Annotated in this window: 14 protein-coding genes and 2 rRNA genes; 5 read left to right on the top strand and 11 right to left on the bottom strand. The window is 60.5% G+C overall.

Annotated elements, in window-relative coordinates:
- Positions 1–132 precede the first annotated feature (132 nt).
- The 4 genes from BUA36_RS29550 to BUA36_RS29565 form a co-directional block, all read right to left on the bottom strand.
- Entirely contained in the window at positions 133–333 is a 201-nt protein-coding gene (locus BUA36_RS29550) for a hypothetical protein (RefSeq protein ID WP_072791036.1), read from the bottom strand.
- Positions 330–719 carry a hypothetical protein gene (locus BUA36_RS29555; RefSeq protein ID WP_072791038.1) on the bottom strand — a complete coding sequence of 130 codons (390 nt, stop codon included), beginning with the start codon at positions 717–719 and terminating at the stop codon, positions 330–332. Before BUA36_RS29555 ends, BUA36_RS29550 begins: the two co-directional genes overlap by 4 nt.
- A 139-nt stretch (positions 720–858) precedes the next feature.
- Positions 859–2,280 carry a M20/M25/M40 family metallo-hydrolase gene (locus BUA36_RS29560; protein WP_072791041.1) on the bottom strand — a complete coding sequence of 474 codons (1,422 nt, stop codon included), beginning with the start codon at positions 2,278–2,280 and terminating at the stop codon, positions 859–861.
- Positions 2,281–2,298: 18 nt separating this feature from the next.
- Positions 2,299–4,131: an ABCB family ABC transporter ATP-binding protein/permease gene (locus tag BUA36_RS29565; RefSeq protein ID WP_072791044.1), complete on the bottom strand. Its 1,833-nt coding sequence runs from the start codon at positions 4,129–4,131 to the stop codon at positions 2,299–2,301.
- A 62-nt stretch (positions 4,132–4,193) separates the two neighbouring features.
- Here BUA36_RS29565 and BUA36_RS29570 point away from each other — a divergent pair, with 62 nt between their 5' ends.
- From BUA36_RS29570 to BUA36_RS29580, 3 genes are all read left to right on the top strand, one after another.
- Entirely contained in the window at positions 4,194–4,634 is a 441-nt protein-coding gene (locus BUA36_RS29570) for an acyl-CoA thioesterase (RefSeq protein WP_072791047.1), read from the top strand.
- Positions 4,635–4,652: 18 nt separating this feature from the next.
- Positions 4,653–6,236 (top strand): alkaline phosphatase D family protein, encoded by a 1,584-nt coding sequence (locus tag BUA36_RS29575; protein WP_072791049.1) that lies wholly within the window; start codon positions 4,653–4,655, stop codon positions 6,234–6,236.
- 73 nt (positions 6,237–6,309) lie between these two features.
- The gene (locus BUA36_RS29580; protein WP_072791052.1) at positions 6,310–6,588 is read left to right on the top strand and encodes a hypothetical protein; all 279 of its coding nucleotides are present in this window, start codon (positions 6,310–6,312) and stop codon (positions 6,586–6,588) included.
- Positions 6,589–6,670: 82 nt separating this feature from the next.
- Here the strand turns inward: BUA36_RS29580 and BUA36_RS29585 are convergent, their stop codons facing one another.
- From BUA36_RS29585 to BUA36_RS29600, 4 genes are all read right to left on the bottom strand, one after another.
- Positions 6,671–8,341 carry a long-chain fatty acid--CoA ligase gene (locus tag BUA36_RS29585; RefSeq protein WP_072791056.1) on the bottom strand — a complete coding sequence of 557 codons (1,671 nt, stop codon included), beginning with the start codon at positions 8,339–8,341 and terminating at the stop codon, positions 6,671–6,673.
- A gap of 2 nt (positions 8,342–8,343) precedes the next feature.
- Positions 8,344–10,035 carry a long-chain-fatty-acid--CoA ligase gene (locus BUA36_RS29590; protein ID WP_072791060.1) on the bottom strand — a complete coding sequence of 564 codons (1,692 nt, stop codon included), beginning with the start codon at positions 10,033–10,035 and terminating at the stop codon, positions 8,344–8,346.
- Positions 10,036–10,230: 195 nt separating this feature from the next.
- Positions 10,231–11,358, bottom strand: a complete 1,128-nt coding sequence (locus BUA36_RS29595; protein ID WP_072791063.1) for an aminopeptidase — start codon at positions 11,356–11,358, stop codon at positions 10,231–10,233.
- 8 nt (positions 11,359–11,366) lie between these two features.
- Positions 11,367–13,445 carry a molybdopterin-containing oxidoreductase family protein gene (locus tag BUA36_RS29600; protein ID WP_072791067.1) on the bottom strand — a complete coding sequence of 693 codons (2,079 nt, stop codon included), beginning with the start codon at positions 13,443–13,445 and terminating at the stop codon, positions 11,367–11,369.
- A gap of 140 nt (positions 13,446–13,585) precedes the next feature.
- Here BUA36_RS29600 and BUA36_RS29605 point away from each other — a divergent pair, with 140 nt between their 5' ends.
- Positions 13,586–14,779, top strand: a complete 1,194-nt coding sequence (locus tag BUA36_RS29605) for a M20 aminoacylase family protein (RefSeq protein WP_072791069.1) — start codon at positions 13,586–13,588, stop codon at positions 14,777–14,779.
- Here the strand turns inward: BUA36_RS29605 and BUA36_RS29610 are convergent.
- Complete coding sequence (locus tag BUA36_RS29610; protein ID WP_072791071.1) at positions 14,771–15,667, bottom strand: NAD(P)-dependent oxidoreductase; 897 nt, start codon at positions 15,665–15,667, stop codon at positions 14,771–14,773. The two genes, BUA36_RS29605 and BUA36_RS29610, sit on opposite strands and share 9 nt — an antisense overlap.
- Positions 15,668–15,762: 95 nt before the next feature.
- On the opposite strand from BUA36_RS29610, the gene BUA36_RS29615 reads away from it, so the two are divergent.
- On the top strand, positions 15,763–16,308 hold the full coding sequence (locus BUA36_RS29615) for an acyloxyacyl hydrolase (protein WP_072791074.1): 546 nt from the start codon (positions 15,763–15,765) through the stop codon (positions 16,306–16,308).
- Positions 16,309–16,425: 117 nt separating this feature from the next.
- Here the strand turns inward: BUA36_RS29615 and rrf are convergent.
- Positions 16,426–16,538: ribosomal RNA gene (gene rrf, locus BUA36_RS29620) — 5S ribosomal RNA — on the bottom strand.
- A 113-nt stretch (positions 16,539–16,651) separates the two neighbouring features.
- Positions 16,652–16,752, bottom strand: a 23S ribosomal RNA gene (locus BUA36_RS29625); the annotation flags it as partial.

The raw sequence follows: 16,752 nt of genomic DNA on the forward strand, positions 1-16,752 counted from the left end.
CTAAAAAATGGATCGCGTCATCAAGCATGAACCGAAGGTTAACAGGCCATTCTTACGTTTACAACTCTTCAAAATAAAAATGCCGTTCAGTCTTAGCTGAACGGCATTACACCTCGCGGTGGCTTTTTTTTATCATAACCAGGTTCGCTTACCTTCCGGTTTCGCGCCCATTTCCCTTAGCCTGCGCCGCAAGCGCGCATTATCGGCAAGCGCCGCGATCAGTGAGATCAGCACAATGGCGTTCAGCGCGTCGCTTCCAAAGAATCTGAAAAATAGCACCGATGCACCAGCGCAAAGCAGCGCAGTAATCAGCAACATCAATCCGTCTTTCATTTATTGCTCCGCTTATAAATCTCTGGATGGCGTATCAGAACTGATGGTAGCCAAGGACGATGTAAATGATTCATCTGAGCGTTGAGCAGCACATCAGCTAATGAAAGCCCGCCAGCCAGGCTCCGTCCAGTTGCAACAGCAATACTGCCAATTACTGCACCAACATAAATTGAGGCGCTCATAGCAGCGACAACCGCCAGCTTTTCACCACGGATACCCGCGCCCACCATTTCCATCACGGTCACTTTTTTGCCAAACTTCTCAACCAGCCCAACAAGCGTTGAGGCGGCGCCAAGCGCCAACTGCATATTTCCAAACAAGCTTTCAGGTGCGGGCAAGCCTAAGGCATCCATGTTTTCTTTGAAATATTTGTAGAAATCAGACATATACCCTCCGTGGTTATGAATGTCATCGGAGATTAGTCTGTATGGTCATGATGCGCCTTGCGGCGGCGCACAGCAAGCGAGCGGGAGCGTTGGAACATACGATGGCTGCACGGCTTGGCAGCCATCGCAACAAAGAGCTTTAATTCTGCTCGGCGTAGGTTTTGACCAGTTCGTGCAAGAAGGTGCGGCCTTCCATCAGGGACTGGACGCCGATGTATTCGTTGAGACCGTGGATGTTGCCCAGGTCTGGCGTCAGGAAGATGCCGCTGATGCCGTAGGTCGGGATGCCGGCTGCGTTGAGGAACTGGCCGTCCGTCGCGCCGGATTGCAGGATGGGCAGCACCGGCACGCCTGGCCACATCTTCGCGGTCAGCTTCTCGACCGGCTCCATGATGGCGCGCGTCAGCACCGGTGGCGCTGAATTCTCGCCACGGATCTCCAGCGTTTCCACCTTCACCGCCGGATCGTCAATTGCCTTCACCAGTGCCTGACGCACCGTCTCCTGCGTCACGCCCGGGAAGATGCGGCAGTTGACGTTGGCGCGGGCGCGCTGTGGCAGCGCATTGGTGGCGTGGCCGGCATCCAGCATGGTCGCCACGCAAGTGGTGTGCAGCATCGCGGCCCAGCTAGGGTCGGCGCTCGATACCGTGGATACGGCTTTGACATCGCCCGGGTTCTTCACCACTGCCAGCATGGCATCGGCGATCTCCTTGTGGCCAGCCGACAGCTGGATCTTCGACATCGCATTCAGATAGCCCGTGCTGCCATCGGTCAGCTGAATCGGAAACTCATAGCCCTGCACCTTGGTCAGCGCGCCAGCCAGGTGATAGATGGCGTTATCCTTCATGGGACGCGAGCTATGGCCGCCGCGGTTAATCACTTCCAGGCGGTAGTTCTGCGACACCTTCTCGCCCGCCTGCACCGTCATCGACACGCGCTTGCCGGCCGCATTCAATTCACCGCCCGCACCTTCATTCAGCGCGAAACCGGCATCGATCAGGTCACGGCGATTTTTGCTGAGCCACTCCGCGCCGTTGAATGCGCCGGACGTCTCTTCGCCACAAGTCAGCGCCATCTTCAGGGTGTGGCGTGGTTTGTAGCCTTCCTGCTTGAAGCGGATCAGCGAGTCAGCCCAGATGGCAGCCTGCGCCTTGTCGTCCACCGCGCCGCGCGCATAGAACTTGCCGTCTTCTTCGATCAGCGTAAACGGATCACGCACCCAGTCTTCGCGCTTGGCTTCCACCACGTCGATGTGCGCCAGCAGCAGGATCGGTTTCGCTTTCGGATCGCGCCCCGGCAGCACGGCCACCAGCCCGCCCTCTTTCGGATGATCCGGCGCGGTGAAGATGTGCAGATCGGATTCCGGGAAGCCCGCCGTCTTCATGCGCGCTGCGATGCGCTCGGCCGCCAGCGTGCAGCTGCCGGACGACAGCGTGGTATTGGTTTCGACCAGCTCTTTGTACAGGGCGCGGAACTGCTGTCCGGTTGGATCGGCGGCGTAAGCGCTTTGCACGCATGCCAGCATGGCGGTCACAGCTCCCAGTACAAAACGAGACTTCATGGTCGTATCCTTGAAAAGTTAAACTATATTGATCGTTTCTTCCTCATCCGCCTTGGCCTGCTGGCGTTCCCACATTTGAGCATACAGACCGTTCGCTGCCAATAGCGATTGATGCGTACCACGTTCAACAATGCGGCCATGATCGAGCACGATAATCTGCTGCGCATCCGCCACCGTGGACAGGCGGTGCGCAATCACCATCGTCGTGCGCGTGCGCGAGATTTCCTTGAGCTGGGCCTGAATCGCCTGCTCCGCTTTCGAATCCAGCGCCGACGTGGCTTCGTCGAAAATCAGGATGGCCGGATTCTTCAGCAGCGTGCGCGCAATCGCCACGCGCTGCTTCTCGCCACCGGACAGTTTCAGGCCACGCTCACCGACCATGGTCTGGTAGCCATCCGGCAGACTGTCGATGAAGTCATGGATCGATGCGGCGCGCGCGGCAGCCACGATCTCCTCATGCGTGGCGCCCGGCTTGCCGTAAGCGATGTTGTATTCGATGGTGTCGTTGAACAGCACCGTATCCTGCGGCACGATGCCGATGGCGTGGCGCACCGAATCCTGCGTCAGCGAACGCAGGTCCTGGCCATCGATGGTGATGCCGCCCGCATTCACCTCGTAGAAGCGGAACAGCAGGCGCGACAAAGTGGACTTGCCGGAGCCGCTATGCCCTACCACCGCCGTCGTGGTGCCGGGCGCGATGGTGAAGTCCACATCAAACAGAATCTGGCGCTTGGCCTCATAGCTGAAGTCCACATGATTGAAGCGTACCTGCGCGCCATGCGTGACCAGCGGCTGCGCTTCCGGCGCGTCAGCAATTTCCTTGTTCTGATCCAGCAGCGAAAACAGCTTTTCCATATCCGCCAGGCTTTGCTTGATCTCGCGGTAGATCACCCCCAGGAAGTTGAGCGGAATGTACAGCTGGATCATGAAGGAGTTGACCAGCACCAGGTCGCCCAGCGTCATCGTGCCCGCGATCACGCCGACCGTTGCGCGCCACAGGATCAGCGTGACCGCCACCGCGATAATCAGCGACTGGCCCGTGTTCAGCAACGACAGCGATGTCTGCGATTTGACGGCCGCGCTTTCGTAGCGCTGCAAACCTTCGTCATAGCGCTTGGCCTCGTAGTCTTCGTTGCCGAAGTATTTCACCGTTTCGTAGTTGATCAGCGAATCGATGGCCTTGGTGTTCGCCTTGGAGTCCAGCTCATTCATGGTGCGGCGGAAGTGCGTGCGCCAGTTGGTAATCATGATGGTGAAGGTGATGTACGACACCAGCGCCACCAGGGTAATCACCGAGAACCAGATATCGTAGTGCGTGACCAGATAGCCCAGCACCAGCGTGATCTCCACCAGCGTCGGCAGGATGTTAAACAGCGTGTACGAAATCAGTGAACCGACTGCGCGCGTGCCGCGCTCGATATCACGCGTCATGCCGCCGGTCTGGCGGTTCAGGTGGAAGCGCAGCGACAGCGCGTGCAGATGGCGGAACACCTTGAGCGCAATGGTACGTACCGCGCGCTGCGTCACGCGCGCAAACAGGAACTCGCGCAGCTCGGTGAACAGCGTGGTCGAGACGCGCAACACGCCGTACGCCGCCAGCGCGCCCAGTGGCAGCACCAGCAAGGCCTGCGGATGGGATGGCGTGATCGTCAATGCATCGATCAGCTTCTTCATCACCACCGGCACGCCGACATTGGCCAGCTTGGCGCCGACCAGGCAGCCCAGCGCCAGCAGCACGCGCCATTTATAGACCCACAGGTAGGGAATCAGGGTTTTCAGGGTGGCGATATCGCTACGGGCAGGAGCGGTATTGCTGGCAGTGGCTGGCGGAGTATTCGGATAACGGCGCATGGCGGATATTGGCTTTTTATGGTTCAATCCCGTTCATTGTAGCCCGCTGAAGAGAAATCAAGATGACCACGCCCCAAATCCCCACCGTCAACACCATCAATCGCGGCCTGCCAGCCGGGAAGATGCCGGAACTGCGCATGATGCCAGCGCCTTCCGATGCCAATGTCTACGGTGACGTCTTCGGCGGCTGGATCATGGCCCAGGTGGACATCGCCGGCTCGCTGCCCGCCACGCGCCGCGCCAACGGCCGCGTTGCCACCATCGCGGTGAACTCCTTCGTGTTCAAGAACCCGGTGTTTGTCGGCGACCTGCTGTCGTTCTATGCCGATATTGTCAAAGTTGGCAATACGTCCATTACCGTGCAGGTCGAAGTGTATGCGGAGCGCAACCGCCTGCAAGCCAATACCGTCAAAGTTACCGAAGCCACGCTGACCTACGTCGCCACCGACTCCGACCGCAAGCCGCGCAAAGTGCCGCCGATTGAAACGCTGATCCATCCGTAAGCCATCGCGGCCTGCCGCATGGACGACCACCGCCGCATCTTCCTCGCCACTGCGAGCCGCCTGGGTGCGCTGGCCGCGCTGACCAGCGCCAGCGTGGGCCGCGCACAGAACCGCGGCACAGCTTATCCATTCACGCTCGGCGTGGCTTCCGGCTCGCCGCTGCCGGATGCGGTGGTGATCTGGACCCGCGTGCTGTACGACCCGCTCAACGCCGCCGCCATGCCGCCCATCGCCTTCAGCGTGCGCTGGGAAATGGCCGAGGACGAGCATTTCCGGCGCATCGTCGCCCAAGGTACAGCCAGTGCGCCGCCCGAGCTGGCGCACAGCGTCCATGTCGATGTCACCGGTTTGCAGCCGGACCGCTGGTACTGGTACCGTTTCATGCTGGGCGATGCCGTCAGCGCCATCGGCCGCACGCGCACCGCGCCCGCCGCCGGCGCCATGCCGCGGCGGCTCAAGCTGGCCGTGGCCTCCTGCCAGCACTGGGAATTCGGCAGCTATGCCGCCCATCGCCACATCACGGCCGCTGCGCCCGATCTGGTGGCCTTCCTGGGCGATTACATCTACGAGTGGGGACCATACCAGCTACAGCATCCCAAGGCCGCCGTACGGGCTTCTGAGAGCTTTACCCTGGCTGACTACCGCGCACGGTACGCCCAGTACAAAACCGACCGCGACCTGCAAGCGGCGCACCAGGCCGCACCGTGGATCGTTACCTGGGACGACCACGAAGTCGCCAACGACTACGGCAACGACCGCGACGAACGCCTCGATCCGCGCTTCATCGATAGGCGCGCGGCCGCCTACCAGGCCTTTTACGAACACATGCCGCTGCGCGCCAGGCCTGGCGACTTCGCCCACATGCGTATCTACCAGCGCTACGACTGGGGCAAGCTGGCGCGCTTCCACGTGCTGGACGACCGCCAGTACCGCGCCTATCACGCCTGCCCGCCCCCCGGGCGCGGCGGTTCCAGCTCCGTGCTGTTGCGCGATTGCCCAGCGCTGCTGGACCGCAGCCGCAGCATGCTCGGCAAGGAGCAGGAGCAATGGCTGGCGCAAGGGCTGTCCTCGTCGCCGGCGCGCTGGAACATCCTGGCCCAGCAAACGCTGATGGCACAGAACAGCCAGCTGCCCATCCTGCGGGAAGGCGACGGCCGTTTCTGGACCGACGGCTGGGATGGCTACCCGAGAGCACGCCAGCAACTGTTCGACACACTGCACACAAGCCGCGCCAGCAATCCGCTGATCCTGTCGGGCGACGTCCATAGCTTCTTTGCCTGCGACCTGCCGCGCAATCCCTCGCGCCCGGCCTCGCCGGCCAATCCCGTTCTGGCCACAGAATTTTGCGGCACCTCGATCACCTCGCCGTCGCGCCCGCAGGCGCGCACCGAACAATACGTCTCGATGAACCACAGCATCAAATATGGCCGCAGCGACAAACGCGGCTACATGCTGCTGACGATCACGCCCGCCGATACCACCGCCCATTTCCTCGCGCTGGACGATGTCCACAACCCCGCCAGCCGCATCGCCCGCGCCGCCCAATTCGTGGTGCACAACGACCGTCCCGGTGTTGGCACCAAGTTATTGTTGTCTTTTTAACCCTGTTTAGACCAAGCTTGAAAAGAAGCATCGCCAGCCTATACTGGCTAGACCACCTGAATGGAGGTGCTTCATGTTGAAAGTATCAGGCAATGAAATCGCCGACGAGCTGGATCGCTACCTGCACCAGGCTCTGACGCAAACCGTCGTAGTGGAACAGACCGATCACGCTGCGGTGGTCGTGCTGTCGCTGACCGAGTTTGAACGGTTACAGGAAGTGGACGATCAGCACTGGGCTGACTGCGTCCGTAAAGCCAATGTCGAAGGCTATATCGATCACCAGCAGGAGGTACGGCACCGACTGGCTGCCGCAATGCGCGCCCGCAGGCTCGCTTGCATCCGCAAACCATAAACAGAAAATCAGTTCGGGGTCAGTGCCGACATTCGGACATTTCGTGAACGAAATGTCCGAATGTCGGCACTGACCCCGAACTTTAGGCTGCGGCTTTCTCGTCGCGCAGCTGGCGGCGCAGAATCTTGCCGACGTTGGTCTTCGGCAGCTCGTCGCGGAACTCGATGTACTTCGGTTTTTTGTACGCGGTCAGTTCATGCTTGCAGAAGTCCAGCAGCTCTTCGGCAGTCAGGTTAGGATCTTTGCGCACCACGAACAGTTTCACTGCCTCGCCCGAATTCTTGTCCGGCACGCCGATGCACGCCACCTCCAGCACGCCCGGGTGCGCTGCTACCACGCCTTCCACTTCGTTCGGATAGACGTTGAAGCCGGACACAATAATCATGTCCTTCTTGCGGTCAACGATGCGGGTGAAGCCCTTCTCGTCCATGATGCCGACGTCGCCGGTCTTGAAGAAGCCGTCGGCGGTCATCGACTTGGCAGTCTCGTCCGGACGGTTCCAGTAGCCCGCCATGACCTGCGGGCCGCGAATTGCGATTTCGCCGGTCGAGCCTAGCGGCAGCGGGTTGCCGTCGTCGTCCAGGATCGCTACCTCGGTCGATGGAATCGGCAGGCCGATGGTGCCGGTGAATTCCTTGATATCGACGCGGTTGGCGGTTGCCACCGGCGAGGTCTCGGACAGGCCGTAGCCTTCGATGATCGGCGTGCCGGTCACTTTCAGCCAGCGGTCCGCCACCGCCTTTTGCACAGCCATGCCGCCGCCGTTGCACACCGAGTAGGACGAGAAGTCCAGCTTGGCGAAATCGGCATTGTTCAGCAGCGCGTTATACAGCGTGTTCACCGCCGGGAACACGGCCACGCGGTACTTGGCCAGCTCTTTGACGAAACCTGGAATGTCGCGCGGATTCGGGATCAGCAGATTCAGGCCACCCATGCGCATGCCCATGAAGGCGCTGATGGTCAGCGAGTAGATGTGATACAGCGGCAGCGCGCACACAAACACGATCTGTTCCGGCGACTGCTTGAACTGCAGCCAGGCTTCGTTCTGCAGCACGTTGGAGATGACGTTACGGTGCAGCAGGATCGCGCCTTTCGACACGCCCGTGGTGCCGCCGGTGTACTGCAGGAAGGCGATGTCGTCGTGGCCCAGCTTGACCGGCTGCAGCGACAGGCGTCCGCCTTCGGCCAGCACCTGTTTGAACGAGACCGAACCTGGCAGCGTGAAGGCCGGCACCATCTTCTTCACGTGGCGCACCACGAAGTTGACCAGCGTGCCTTTGAGGCCGCCCAGCAGGTCGCCCATGCTCGCCACGATCACGTGCTTGACCGGCGTCTGCGGCAGCACCTGCTGCACCGTGGTGGCAAAGTTTTCCAGCACGATGATGACTTCCGAACCGGAGTCCACCAGCTGGTGCTGCAACTCGCGCGGAGTGTACAGCGGGTTGACGTTGACCACCGTGTAGCCGGCGCGCAGCACCGCGGCCATGGCCACCGGATACTGCAGCACGTTCGGCATCATGATGGCGACGCGCGCGCCCGGTTGCAGGCCTTTGCTTTGCAGCCAGGCGCCCATTTTTTGCGACAGTTGATCCAGCTCGCCGTAGGTCAGGAACTTGTCCATGCACACGAAGGCGTTGCGGTCTGCGTACTTGCGAAACGATTCTTCCAGCAGATGCGTGACCGAGCGGTATTGGGTGTTATCAATTTCCGCCGGTACGCCTTCGGGGTACGACTTCAGCCAAATCTTATCCATCTTTATGCAGCCTTTTTCTTTTCGCCGGGGGCTTCGTCGCGCAGCATGCGGCGCAGGATTTTCCCGACATTGGTTTTTGGTAGCTCCTCGCGGAACTCAATGTATTTCGGCTTTTTATAGCCGGTCAGTTGTTCCTTGCAGTAGGCCATCAGCTCGGCCTCGGTCAGGTTCGGATCCTTGCGGACCACGAATACCTTCACCGCTTCGCCTGAGTAGTCATCCGGCACGCCGATCGCCGCGCATTCCAGCACGCCCGGATGCGCCGCAATCACGCCCTCCAGCTCATTCGGATACACGTTGAAGCCGGACACCAGGATCATGTCCTTCTTGCGGTCGACGATTTTCACATAGCCGCTGGCATCCATCACGCCGACGTCGCCCGATTTGAAGAAGCCATCGGGCGTCATCACCTTGGCCGTTTCATCGGGACGGTTCCAGTAGCCCGCCATCACCTGCGGACCGCGGATCGCGATTTCGCCGGCGGTGCCCAGCGCCACTTCGTTGCCATCGTCATCCAGGATGGCGATATCGGTCGATGGCACCGGCAAGCCGATGGTGCCGGTAAACGCGGTACTGTCCGCGCGGTTGCAGGTGGCCACTGGCGAAGTCTCGGACAAGCCGTAACCTTCAATGATGGACACGCCCGTCGCTTTCAGCCAGCGGTCATTGACCGCCTGCTGCACCGCCATGCCACCGCCATTGCAGATCTTCAGCGCCGAGAAGTCCAGATGCACAAAGTCCGGATGGTTCAGCAGCGCGTTGTACAGCGTGTTCACGGCCGGCAGCATGTTGAACTTGTACTTCGCCAGCTCCTTGATAAAGCCGCCGATGTCGCGCGGATTCGGAATCAGGATGTTCAGCGCGCCCACCCGCGTGCCCCACATTGCGCACGCCGTCAGCGCAAAGATGTGGTACAGCGGCAGCGCGCATACAATCGTCACCTGCTCGTCCGAACCGCCCAGCGCCGGCTGCGACCAGGCCTCGCTTTGCAGCAGGTTGGCGACGATGTTCTGGTGCGTCAGCGTCGCGCCTTTCGACACGCCCGTGGTGCCGCCCGTGTATTGCAGGAAGGCCGGATCGTTGTACTGGCGCTCCACTGGCGTCAGCTTCATGCCGCCGCCCTGCGACAGCGCATCCTTGAAGCGCACCGCATTCGGCAGCGAAAACGCCGGCACCATCTTCTTGACGCTGCGGACCACGAAGTTGACCAGCATGCCTTTCAGGCCGCCGAGCATCTCGCCCATGCTGGCCACCACGATGTGCTTGACCTGGGTCCGGCCCAGCACCTGCTCCAGCGTGGTCGCAAAATTTTCCAGAATGATGATCGCTTCGCTGCCCGAGTCATTGAGCTGGTGTTCCAGTTCGCGCGGCGTGTACAACGGATTGACGTTGACCACCGTGTAGCCCGCGCGCAGGATCGCGGCAATCGCGATCGGATACTGCAGCACGTTCGGCATCATGATGGCCACGCGCGCGCCCGGCTTCAGGCCACGGCTTTGCAGCCAGGCGCCCAGGCGCTTGGAATAAGCGTCGACTTCGGCATAGGTGAGGAACTTGTCCATGCAGACATACGCATTGCGGTTCGCGTATTTGTGGAAGGACTCTTCCAGCAACTGCACCAGCGAGCGGTACTGACTCGTATCCACTTCGGTCTGCATGCCGGGCGGGTACGACTGCAACCAGATTTTCTCCATCCTGTGCCTCTTGTCTCGAATATTATCGTTGTAAGGCCGGCGCACAGTGCCGGGTCAGGCGCGAATCATTCGTCTTGAGCGAATTTATAGAGCCTACTCATGATGCGATGCTAGCGGGCAGCACGCTCGTACGCAAGCGCATTTAACCATAATTAGAACGGCTGTTCTAACGGCTTTTTATGCCGCAATGCAGCATCAATGCACACCTTCGGCCACTGGTGGCGCTTCCTTGGCCCCCTCGGCATTGAGCATCGCAGGACGGCCCAAGAGGTCCAACTGCTGTCGGCGTTGACCTACATCAAGAGTTGTCAATTTTTGCACCGCACCATAAAAACGCACGAACGTTCGTTCCTGCTTTAGCAACACGCGGAAGGCCGGCAAATAATCGTGGTAAGTTCCCACCGCGCTGAGGTGGGCATTGGTCAGCGGCTCGGCAAACCAGCGGTCATAACCGGCGTAACCGCCCCAGCTTTCCTTGAGCTTGAGATAGTCGGATTTCAGGTGGGCGAAGATGCGGGCCTTCTCGGCACGCTTGTGACGGGTGCTGGTTTTGCTGGCATACAGGTCGGCCAGCATTTTGCGGTGCCGCACCAACAGCGCCAGAAAATCCTGGCGGCGCGCGTTGTAACGCGTATAGGCTTCGCGCATCGGATCGGTGCCATACAACTCCAGCCAGCGCGCCACGCCGGCCTCCTCCACTGCGGTAGCAAAGCCCTCGTTGAACTGCGAATCGCCCGGCACATACACCACCTGGTGCGCCAGCTCGTGGAATACCATGCGCGCCAGTTCGGCATCGGAGTAATTGATGAAGGTGGACAGCAGCGGATCGCTGAACCAGCCCAGCGTGGAATAGGCCGGCACGCCGCCGACCTGCACGTCGTTGCCTTCCTTGCGCAACTCGTCGGCATAAGCCTGCGCGTCCTCCTTGCTGTAGTAGCCGCGGTAGCTCACGCAGCCGGCAATCGGGAAGCACCACTGGACCGGCCGTAGCGACAGCTCCGGCGTCGCCACCACATTCCACAGCACGAAGGGGCGCGACAAGGCGGCATAGTTTCTGTAGCTGGCGTTATCCGGCAGGCCCAGTTCCCTGACCGCGAATTTGCGGATCAGCAGGGCCTTCTCAAGGCGGGCGCGCAGCTGGGGATCGGTACTTGGGTCGCCGAGCCAGTCATCGATCGGACGGGCATCCGACCACAGCGAATACTGGCCTTGTGCGGCCTGCATGTAGTACTTGAATTGCGCGCAGCCGGCCAGCATGGCGGACACGCACGCCGCCGCCAACCAGTATCTGGTGCGGAGAACCCGGCGTGCAATATTGCGCATACATCACCTTAAGCAGCAACCCTTTCGACCTGTACCAGTGTATCGTAAAAAGTCGGCGCACGGCCCATATCTGTCAGCTGTTGGCTGGTAACCTCATTGGCGTTTTTGCCATCCGTGGCTAGTTTTTTCCACCACACTGACAAGCCGACAACCAGTCCCGCGCGCGCCTTGTCGGTCACGCGCGCCTTGGCCACAAAGGAGCCGCGGTCATTGAAGATGCGGACCATGTCGCCGTTGGCGATGCCACGCGTCGCACTGTCCTCGGGATGGATATCCAGATGCGGCTCGCCTTCCGCCGAACGCAAGCTCTTGACGTTGACGAAGGTGGAGTTGAGGAAGTTGCGCGCCGGAGGAGAAATCATCGCCAGCGGATAGCGCGCCGCCAGTTCGGGATTGCTGGCCACCGATTCATAGGGCGGCAGGTACGCCGGCAGCGGATCGAGGCCATCGGCCTTCATCTGCGCGGAATAGAACTCGCACTTGCCCGATGGCGTAGGGAAGCCGCCTTGCGCGAACGGCGCCGCAGGCATGTTCAATTTCTGCCAGCCCTTCTGCTTCAAGGCGTCCCAGTCAAAGCCCATGGCGCGCACGTCCTGTGCGTTGAAGGCCTGCGCGGCCAGCTCGTCGTCGCTCTCCTTGAAGCATGGGTCGTCAAAGCCCATCTTCGCTGCCAGCAGGCGGAAGATTTCCGTGTTCGGTTTGGACTCGCCCATCGGCGCGATGGCAGCGTTATTGGCCATCATGTAGAGGTGGCCGTAGGAGGTGTGTGCATCCATGTGCTCCAGCTGCGTGGTGGCCGGCAGCACGATGTCGGCATAGTCCACCGTGTCAGTCTGGAAGTGCTCCAGCACCACCGTGAACAGGTCTTCGCGCAGGAAGCCGCGCATCACCTTGTCCGAATCCGGCGCAATCGCCAGCGGATTGGAGTTGTAGACGATGACCGCTTCCACTGCCGGACCAAATGACGGCGATGCAGGCCGCAGCAGGTCGTCGCCGATGGTGGTCATGTTGATGGTGCGCGGGATCTTCTTCAGCAAGTCCGTGCGCTGCAGCCTGGGTTTGTTGGTCGGGAAGGAGCCGCTCGACGACAGCTGCACGCCACCTGCCGGATGACGCCACGCACCCACCAGCGCTGGCAGGCAGGCGATGTTACGCACCGCCATACCGCCGCCGCGCACGCGCTGCACGCCGTAATTGGTGCGGATCGCCACCGGCTCGCCGGCCCTGGCCGTGTTGCCATACAGGCGCGCAAACTCCACGACTTCCTCCACGGTGATGCCGCAGGTTTCTGCCGTACGCTCAGGCGTCCATTCGGCCGCGCGCTGTTTCAGTTCTTCAAAGCCCAGCGTGTACTGCGCGATGTAGTCATGATCCAGCAAGTCTTCCTTGATCAGCACATGCATCATGCCCAGTGCCAGCGCGGCATCCGTGCCAGGCAGCAGCGCGATATGCTGGTGGCACTTCTCCGCCGTCAGCGAACGATATGGGTCAATCGCAATCAGCTTGGCGCCATTGCGCTTGGCTTCCTGCGCGCGGGTCCAGAAATGCAGGTTGGACGCAATCGGATTACCGCCCCAGATGATCAGCAGCTTGGCGTTCTGGAATTGCTCCAGGTCCGTGCCGATGGAACCGCCTATCGTGTACTTGTAGCCGGTGGCGCCGGCCATCGCGCAGATGGTGCGGTCCAGCAGCGACGCGCCGATCTGGTTGAAGAAACGCGACGACATCGACTCGCCCTGAATCAAGCCCATGGTGCCGCAGTAGCTATACGGCAGGATCGCTTCCGGCGCGCGCTCTGCAATCGGCTTCAGTCGCGCAGCGATGGTGTCCAGCGCCTCGTCCCAGCTGATGCGCTCAAACTTGCCCTCGCCCTTTTTGCCCACGCGCTTCAACGGGTAGAGCAGGCGGTCTTCGTGATAGGTGCGTTCGGTGTAGCGCGACACTTTGGTGCACAGCACACCGGCAGTGGTCGGATGGTCAGGATCGCCCTTGACCGCGGTGGCGACGCCGTCTTCCACCGTCACCAGCAGCGCGCAGGTGTCGGGGCAGTCGAGCGGGCAGGCTGCGCGGACTTGTGTGGTTGTCATGTCAGAAAATCCAAGGAAGCATATGCAGAAAACAGTATCGTAAACCATTGCGCGCAGGCTGGCTTAACTCCGCCGACAAGGGCTACAATGGCTGTTCTCGATGCCCAAAAAGCAAGCGAACAGAATACTGGAGAAGCAGCATGAAACTGGTCGATCCCATTATTGCATTTCAATCCGAACTGCAGCAGATCCGGCGTGATTTACACGCCCATCCTGAACTTTGCTACGAAGAGCAGCGCACTTCCGAGGTGGTCGCCGCCAAGCTGACCGAGTGGGGTATTCCCGTCATCCGAGGCCTGGGCCTGACCGGCGTGGTGGGCATCATCAAGAGCGGCACGTCGGAGCGCGCCATCGGCCTGCGCGCCGACATGGACGCCCTGCCGATGCAGGAAGTGAACACCTTCGAACACGCTTCGCGCCATCCCGGCAAGATGCACGCCTGCGGCCACGATGGCCACACCACCATGCTGCTGGGCGCCGCCAAACACCTCGCCGAGAACCGCAATTTTGATGGCACCGTCTACCTGGTGTTCCAGCCCGCCGAAGAAGGCGGTGCAGGCGCCAAGCGCATGATTGAGGACGGCCTGTTCGAGCAATGCCCGATGGACGCCATCTACGGCATGCACAACTGGCCAGGCATCCCGGCCGGCCACATGAGCGTGTGCGAAGGTCCGATGATGGCCTCCAGTAATGAGTTCTACGTCACCGTCAAAGGCAAGGGCGCGCATGCGGCGCAACCGCACAAGGGTATCGACCCGGTCATGACGGCAGTGCAGATTGCACAGAGCTGGCAGACCATCATCAGCCGCCAGAAAAGCCCGCTCGATACCGCCGTGCTGTCGCTGACGCAGATCCACGCGGGCAGCGCCACCAACGTGATTCCTGATGAAGCCAAAATGGTTGGCACCGTGCGTACCTTCACGGCGCCTGTGCTGGACATGATCGAAAAGCGCATGGAGGAAGTGGCGGTACATACGGCCGCCGCCTTTGGCGCGCAAGTGGAGTTCAAGTTCCGCCGCAACTACCCGCCGCTGGTGAACCATGCGAAAGAAACCAGGTTCGCGGTCGAAGTGATGAAGGCGGTGGTCGGCGCCGACAAGGTGGATGACGATGTCGAGCCCACCATGGGCGCTGAAGATTTCGCTTACTTCCTGCAGGCCAAACCAGGCTGCTACATCTTCATCGGCAATGGCGAGGGCGATCACCGTACGGGCGGCCACGGCCTCGGCCCGTGCGTGCTGCACAACGGCAGCTACGACTTCAACGACAACCTGCTGCCAGTCGGCGCCAGCTTCTGGGTCAAGCTGGTCGAAGCCAGTTTGCCGTCAGCCTAATTTGTCCGGGGCGGTACCAACGCGCTGCCCCGGATTCAGCTGCTCCAGGCCGATCAGCGCGGCCGAGTGATCCGCTTGCGGTATCGACTTTGCGAGCGTCATGTAACGCGCCGTCACCAGTTCCGTGAGCGGCAGCACAACACCAGCCGCTTCCGCCGCCGCCAGGATATTGCGCTGGTCCTTGAGCTGCGTGCTTACCTTGCCGCCGGCGACAAAATTCCGCTCCAGCATGCGCTGGCCATGCACATCCAGTATCTTCGACTCGGCAAAGCCGCCACGTATCGCCGCGCGCATCGCTGCCGGATCTGCGCCTGCAGCCTGCGCCAGCAGCATGGCCTCCGCGACGATATTGATGGTGGCGCCCACGATCAGCTGGTTACACAGCTTGGCCACCTGGCCGCTGCCCGCTGGCCCCACCAGGGTAGCGCGGCCCATGGCCGCCAGTACCGGCTCAGCCTCGGCGAAATCTGCCGCACTGCCGCCCGCCATAATCGCCAGCGTGCCCGCTGCCGCGCCGCCAACGCCGCCCGACACCGGCGCATCAATGAAACGCTTGCCCTGCGCGGCCAGCAGTGCGTGGAAAGCCTGCGCCTCCGCCTGCTGCGTCGAGCTCATATCAATCCACAGCGCGTTCGGCGCCAAGGCCGGCAAGGCCGCGTTGAGCACCCTCGCCACGGTCGGACCTGCCTCCAGCATGGAGATGACCACGTGCGCATCGCGCACCGCTTCGGCCAGGTCCGCCACCGCATGTGCGCCAGCTGCGGCCAGCGCCTCAGCTTTGGCGTGCGTACGGTTCCAGGCCGTCACCGGATGGCCGGCCGCCAGCAGGCGCCGCACCATCGGATCTCCCATCAAGCCTATGCCTAAGAAGGTAATTTGCGCAGACAATGTCACTCCTGAATTATTTTCCGAACCCCGGTACAATCACTGGCTAGCCGTATAAATTCTGAAGATACAGCACTCCAAAACCTTACAAGGATACTATGTTTGCAAAAACAATGATGGCAGTGGCTGCCGCCCTGGTTGTCGCTCAAAGCGCTTACGCGGACGACAAACTGATCGACTCCGTGTCGATCGACTATGGTACCGCCGCTAAAGTCCGCATGGAACGCCTGAGCGTGGCCAAAGACTGGAACGTTCAATGGTTCCAGTCGAATGGCACCCACCTGAGCGGCTACTGGGAAGCCAGCGTCGGCTTCTGGCAGCAGAAACAGTATATGAATATCTCGGGTAACGACAAGAATCTGTGGGATATCGGCTTCACCCCAGTGTTCCGCTTCCAGAACGATAACAAGAAGGGCATGTACTACGAAGGCGGCATCGGTGTACACCGCCTGTCCGACCTGTACAACAACGACACCTATCGTCTGTCGACCCTGTTCCAGTTTGGCGACCACATCGGCGTAGGCTATGTGTTCGACAACAAATGGGAAGTAGGCGCCAAGGTCCAGCACTTCTCAAACGGTGGCTACAAAAAGCCGAACACCGGCATCAACTACATCGAAGTCAAAGCGGCTTACCACTTCTAAGCACTGCTCATGATGAAAAGCCCCTCCCCGGGGCTTTTTTTGTATCTGTATTTCGTTACGCCAGACGCAAAAAAGCCCCAACCGGTTTCGCCGGAAGGGGCTTTTTCTATATAACTAGCTTGACGATAACCTACTTTCACACTGGTTGCAGCACTATCATCGGCGCAGAGTCATTTCACGGTCCTGTTCGGGATGGGAAGGGGTGGGACTGACTTGCTATGGTCATCAAGCTTTGACTTGTATGCTCCGCAGCCACGTGGTGGGCTGCACAGCGAATCTGGGAGAAGTAAAGTTGGGGGTAGCACTCACCATCTTAGTAAATGCGTATAACCGGCAAGGTTATAGGGACAAGCCGTACGGGCAATTAGTATCAGTTAGCTTAATGCATTACTGCACTTCCACACCTGACCTATCAACGTCCTGGTCTCGAACGACCCTTCAAAG

Origin of the sequence: Duganella sacchari (genome assembly GCF_900143065.1) — a bacterium.
Lineage (GTDB): Bacteria > Pseudomonadota > Gammaproteobacteria > Burkholderiales > Burkholderiaceae_D > Rugamonas > Rugamonas sacchari.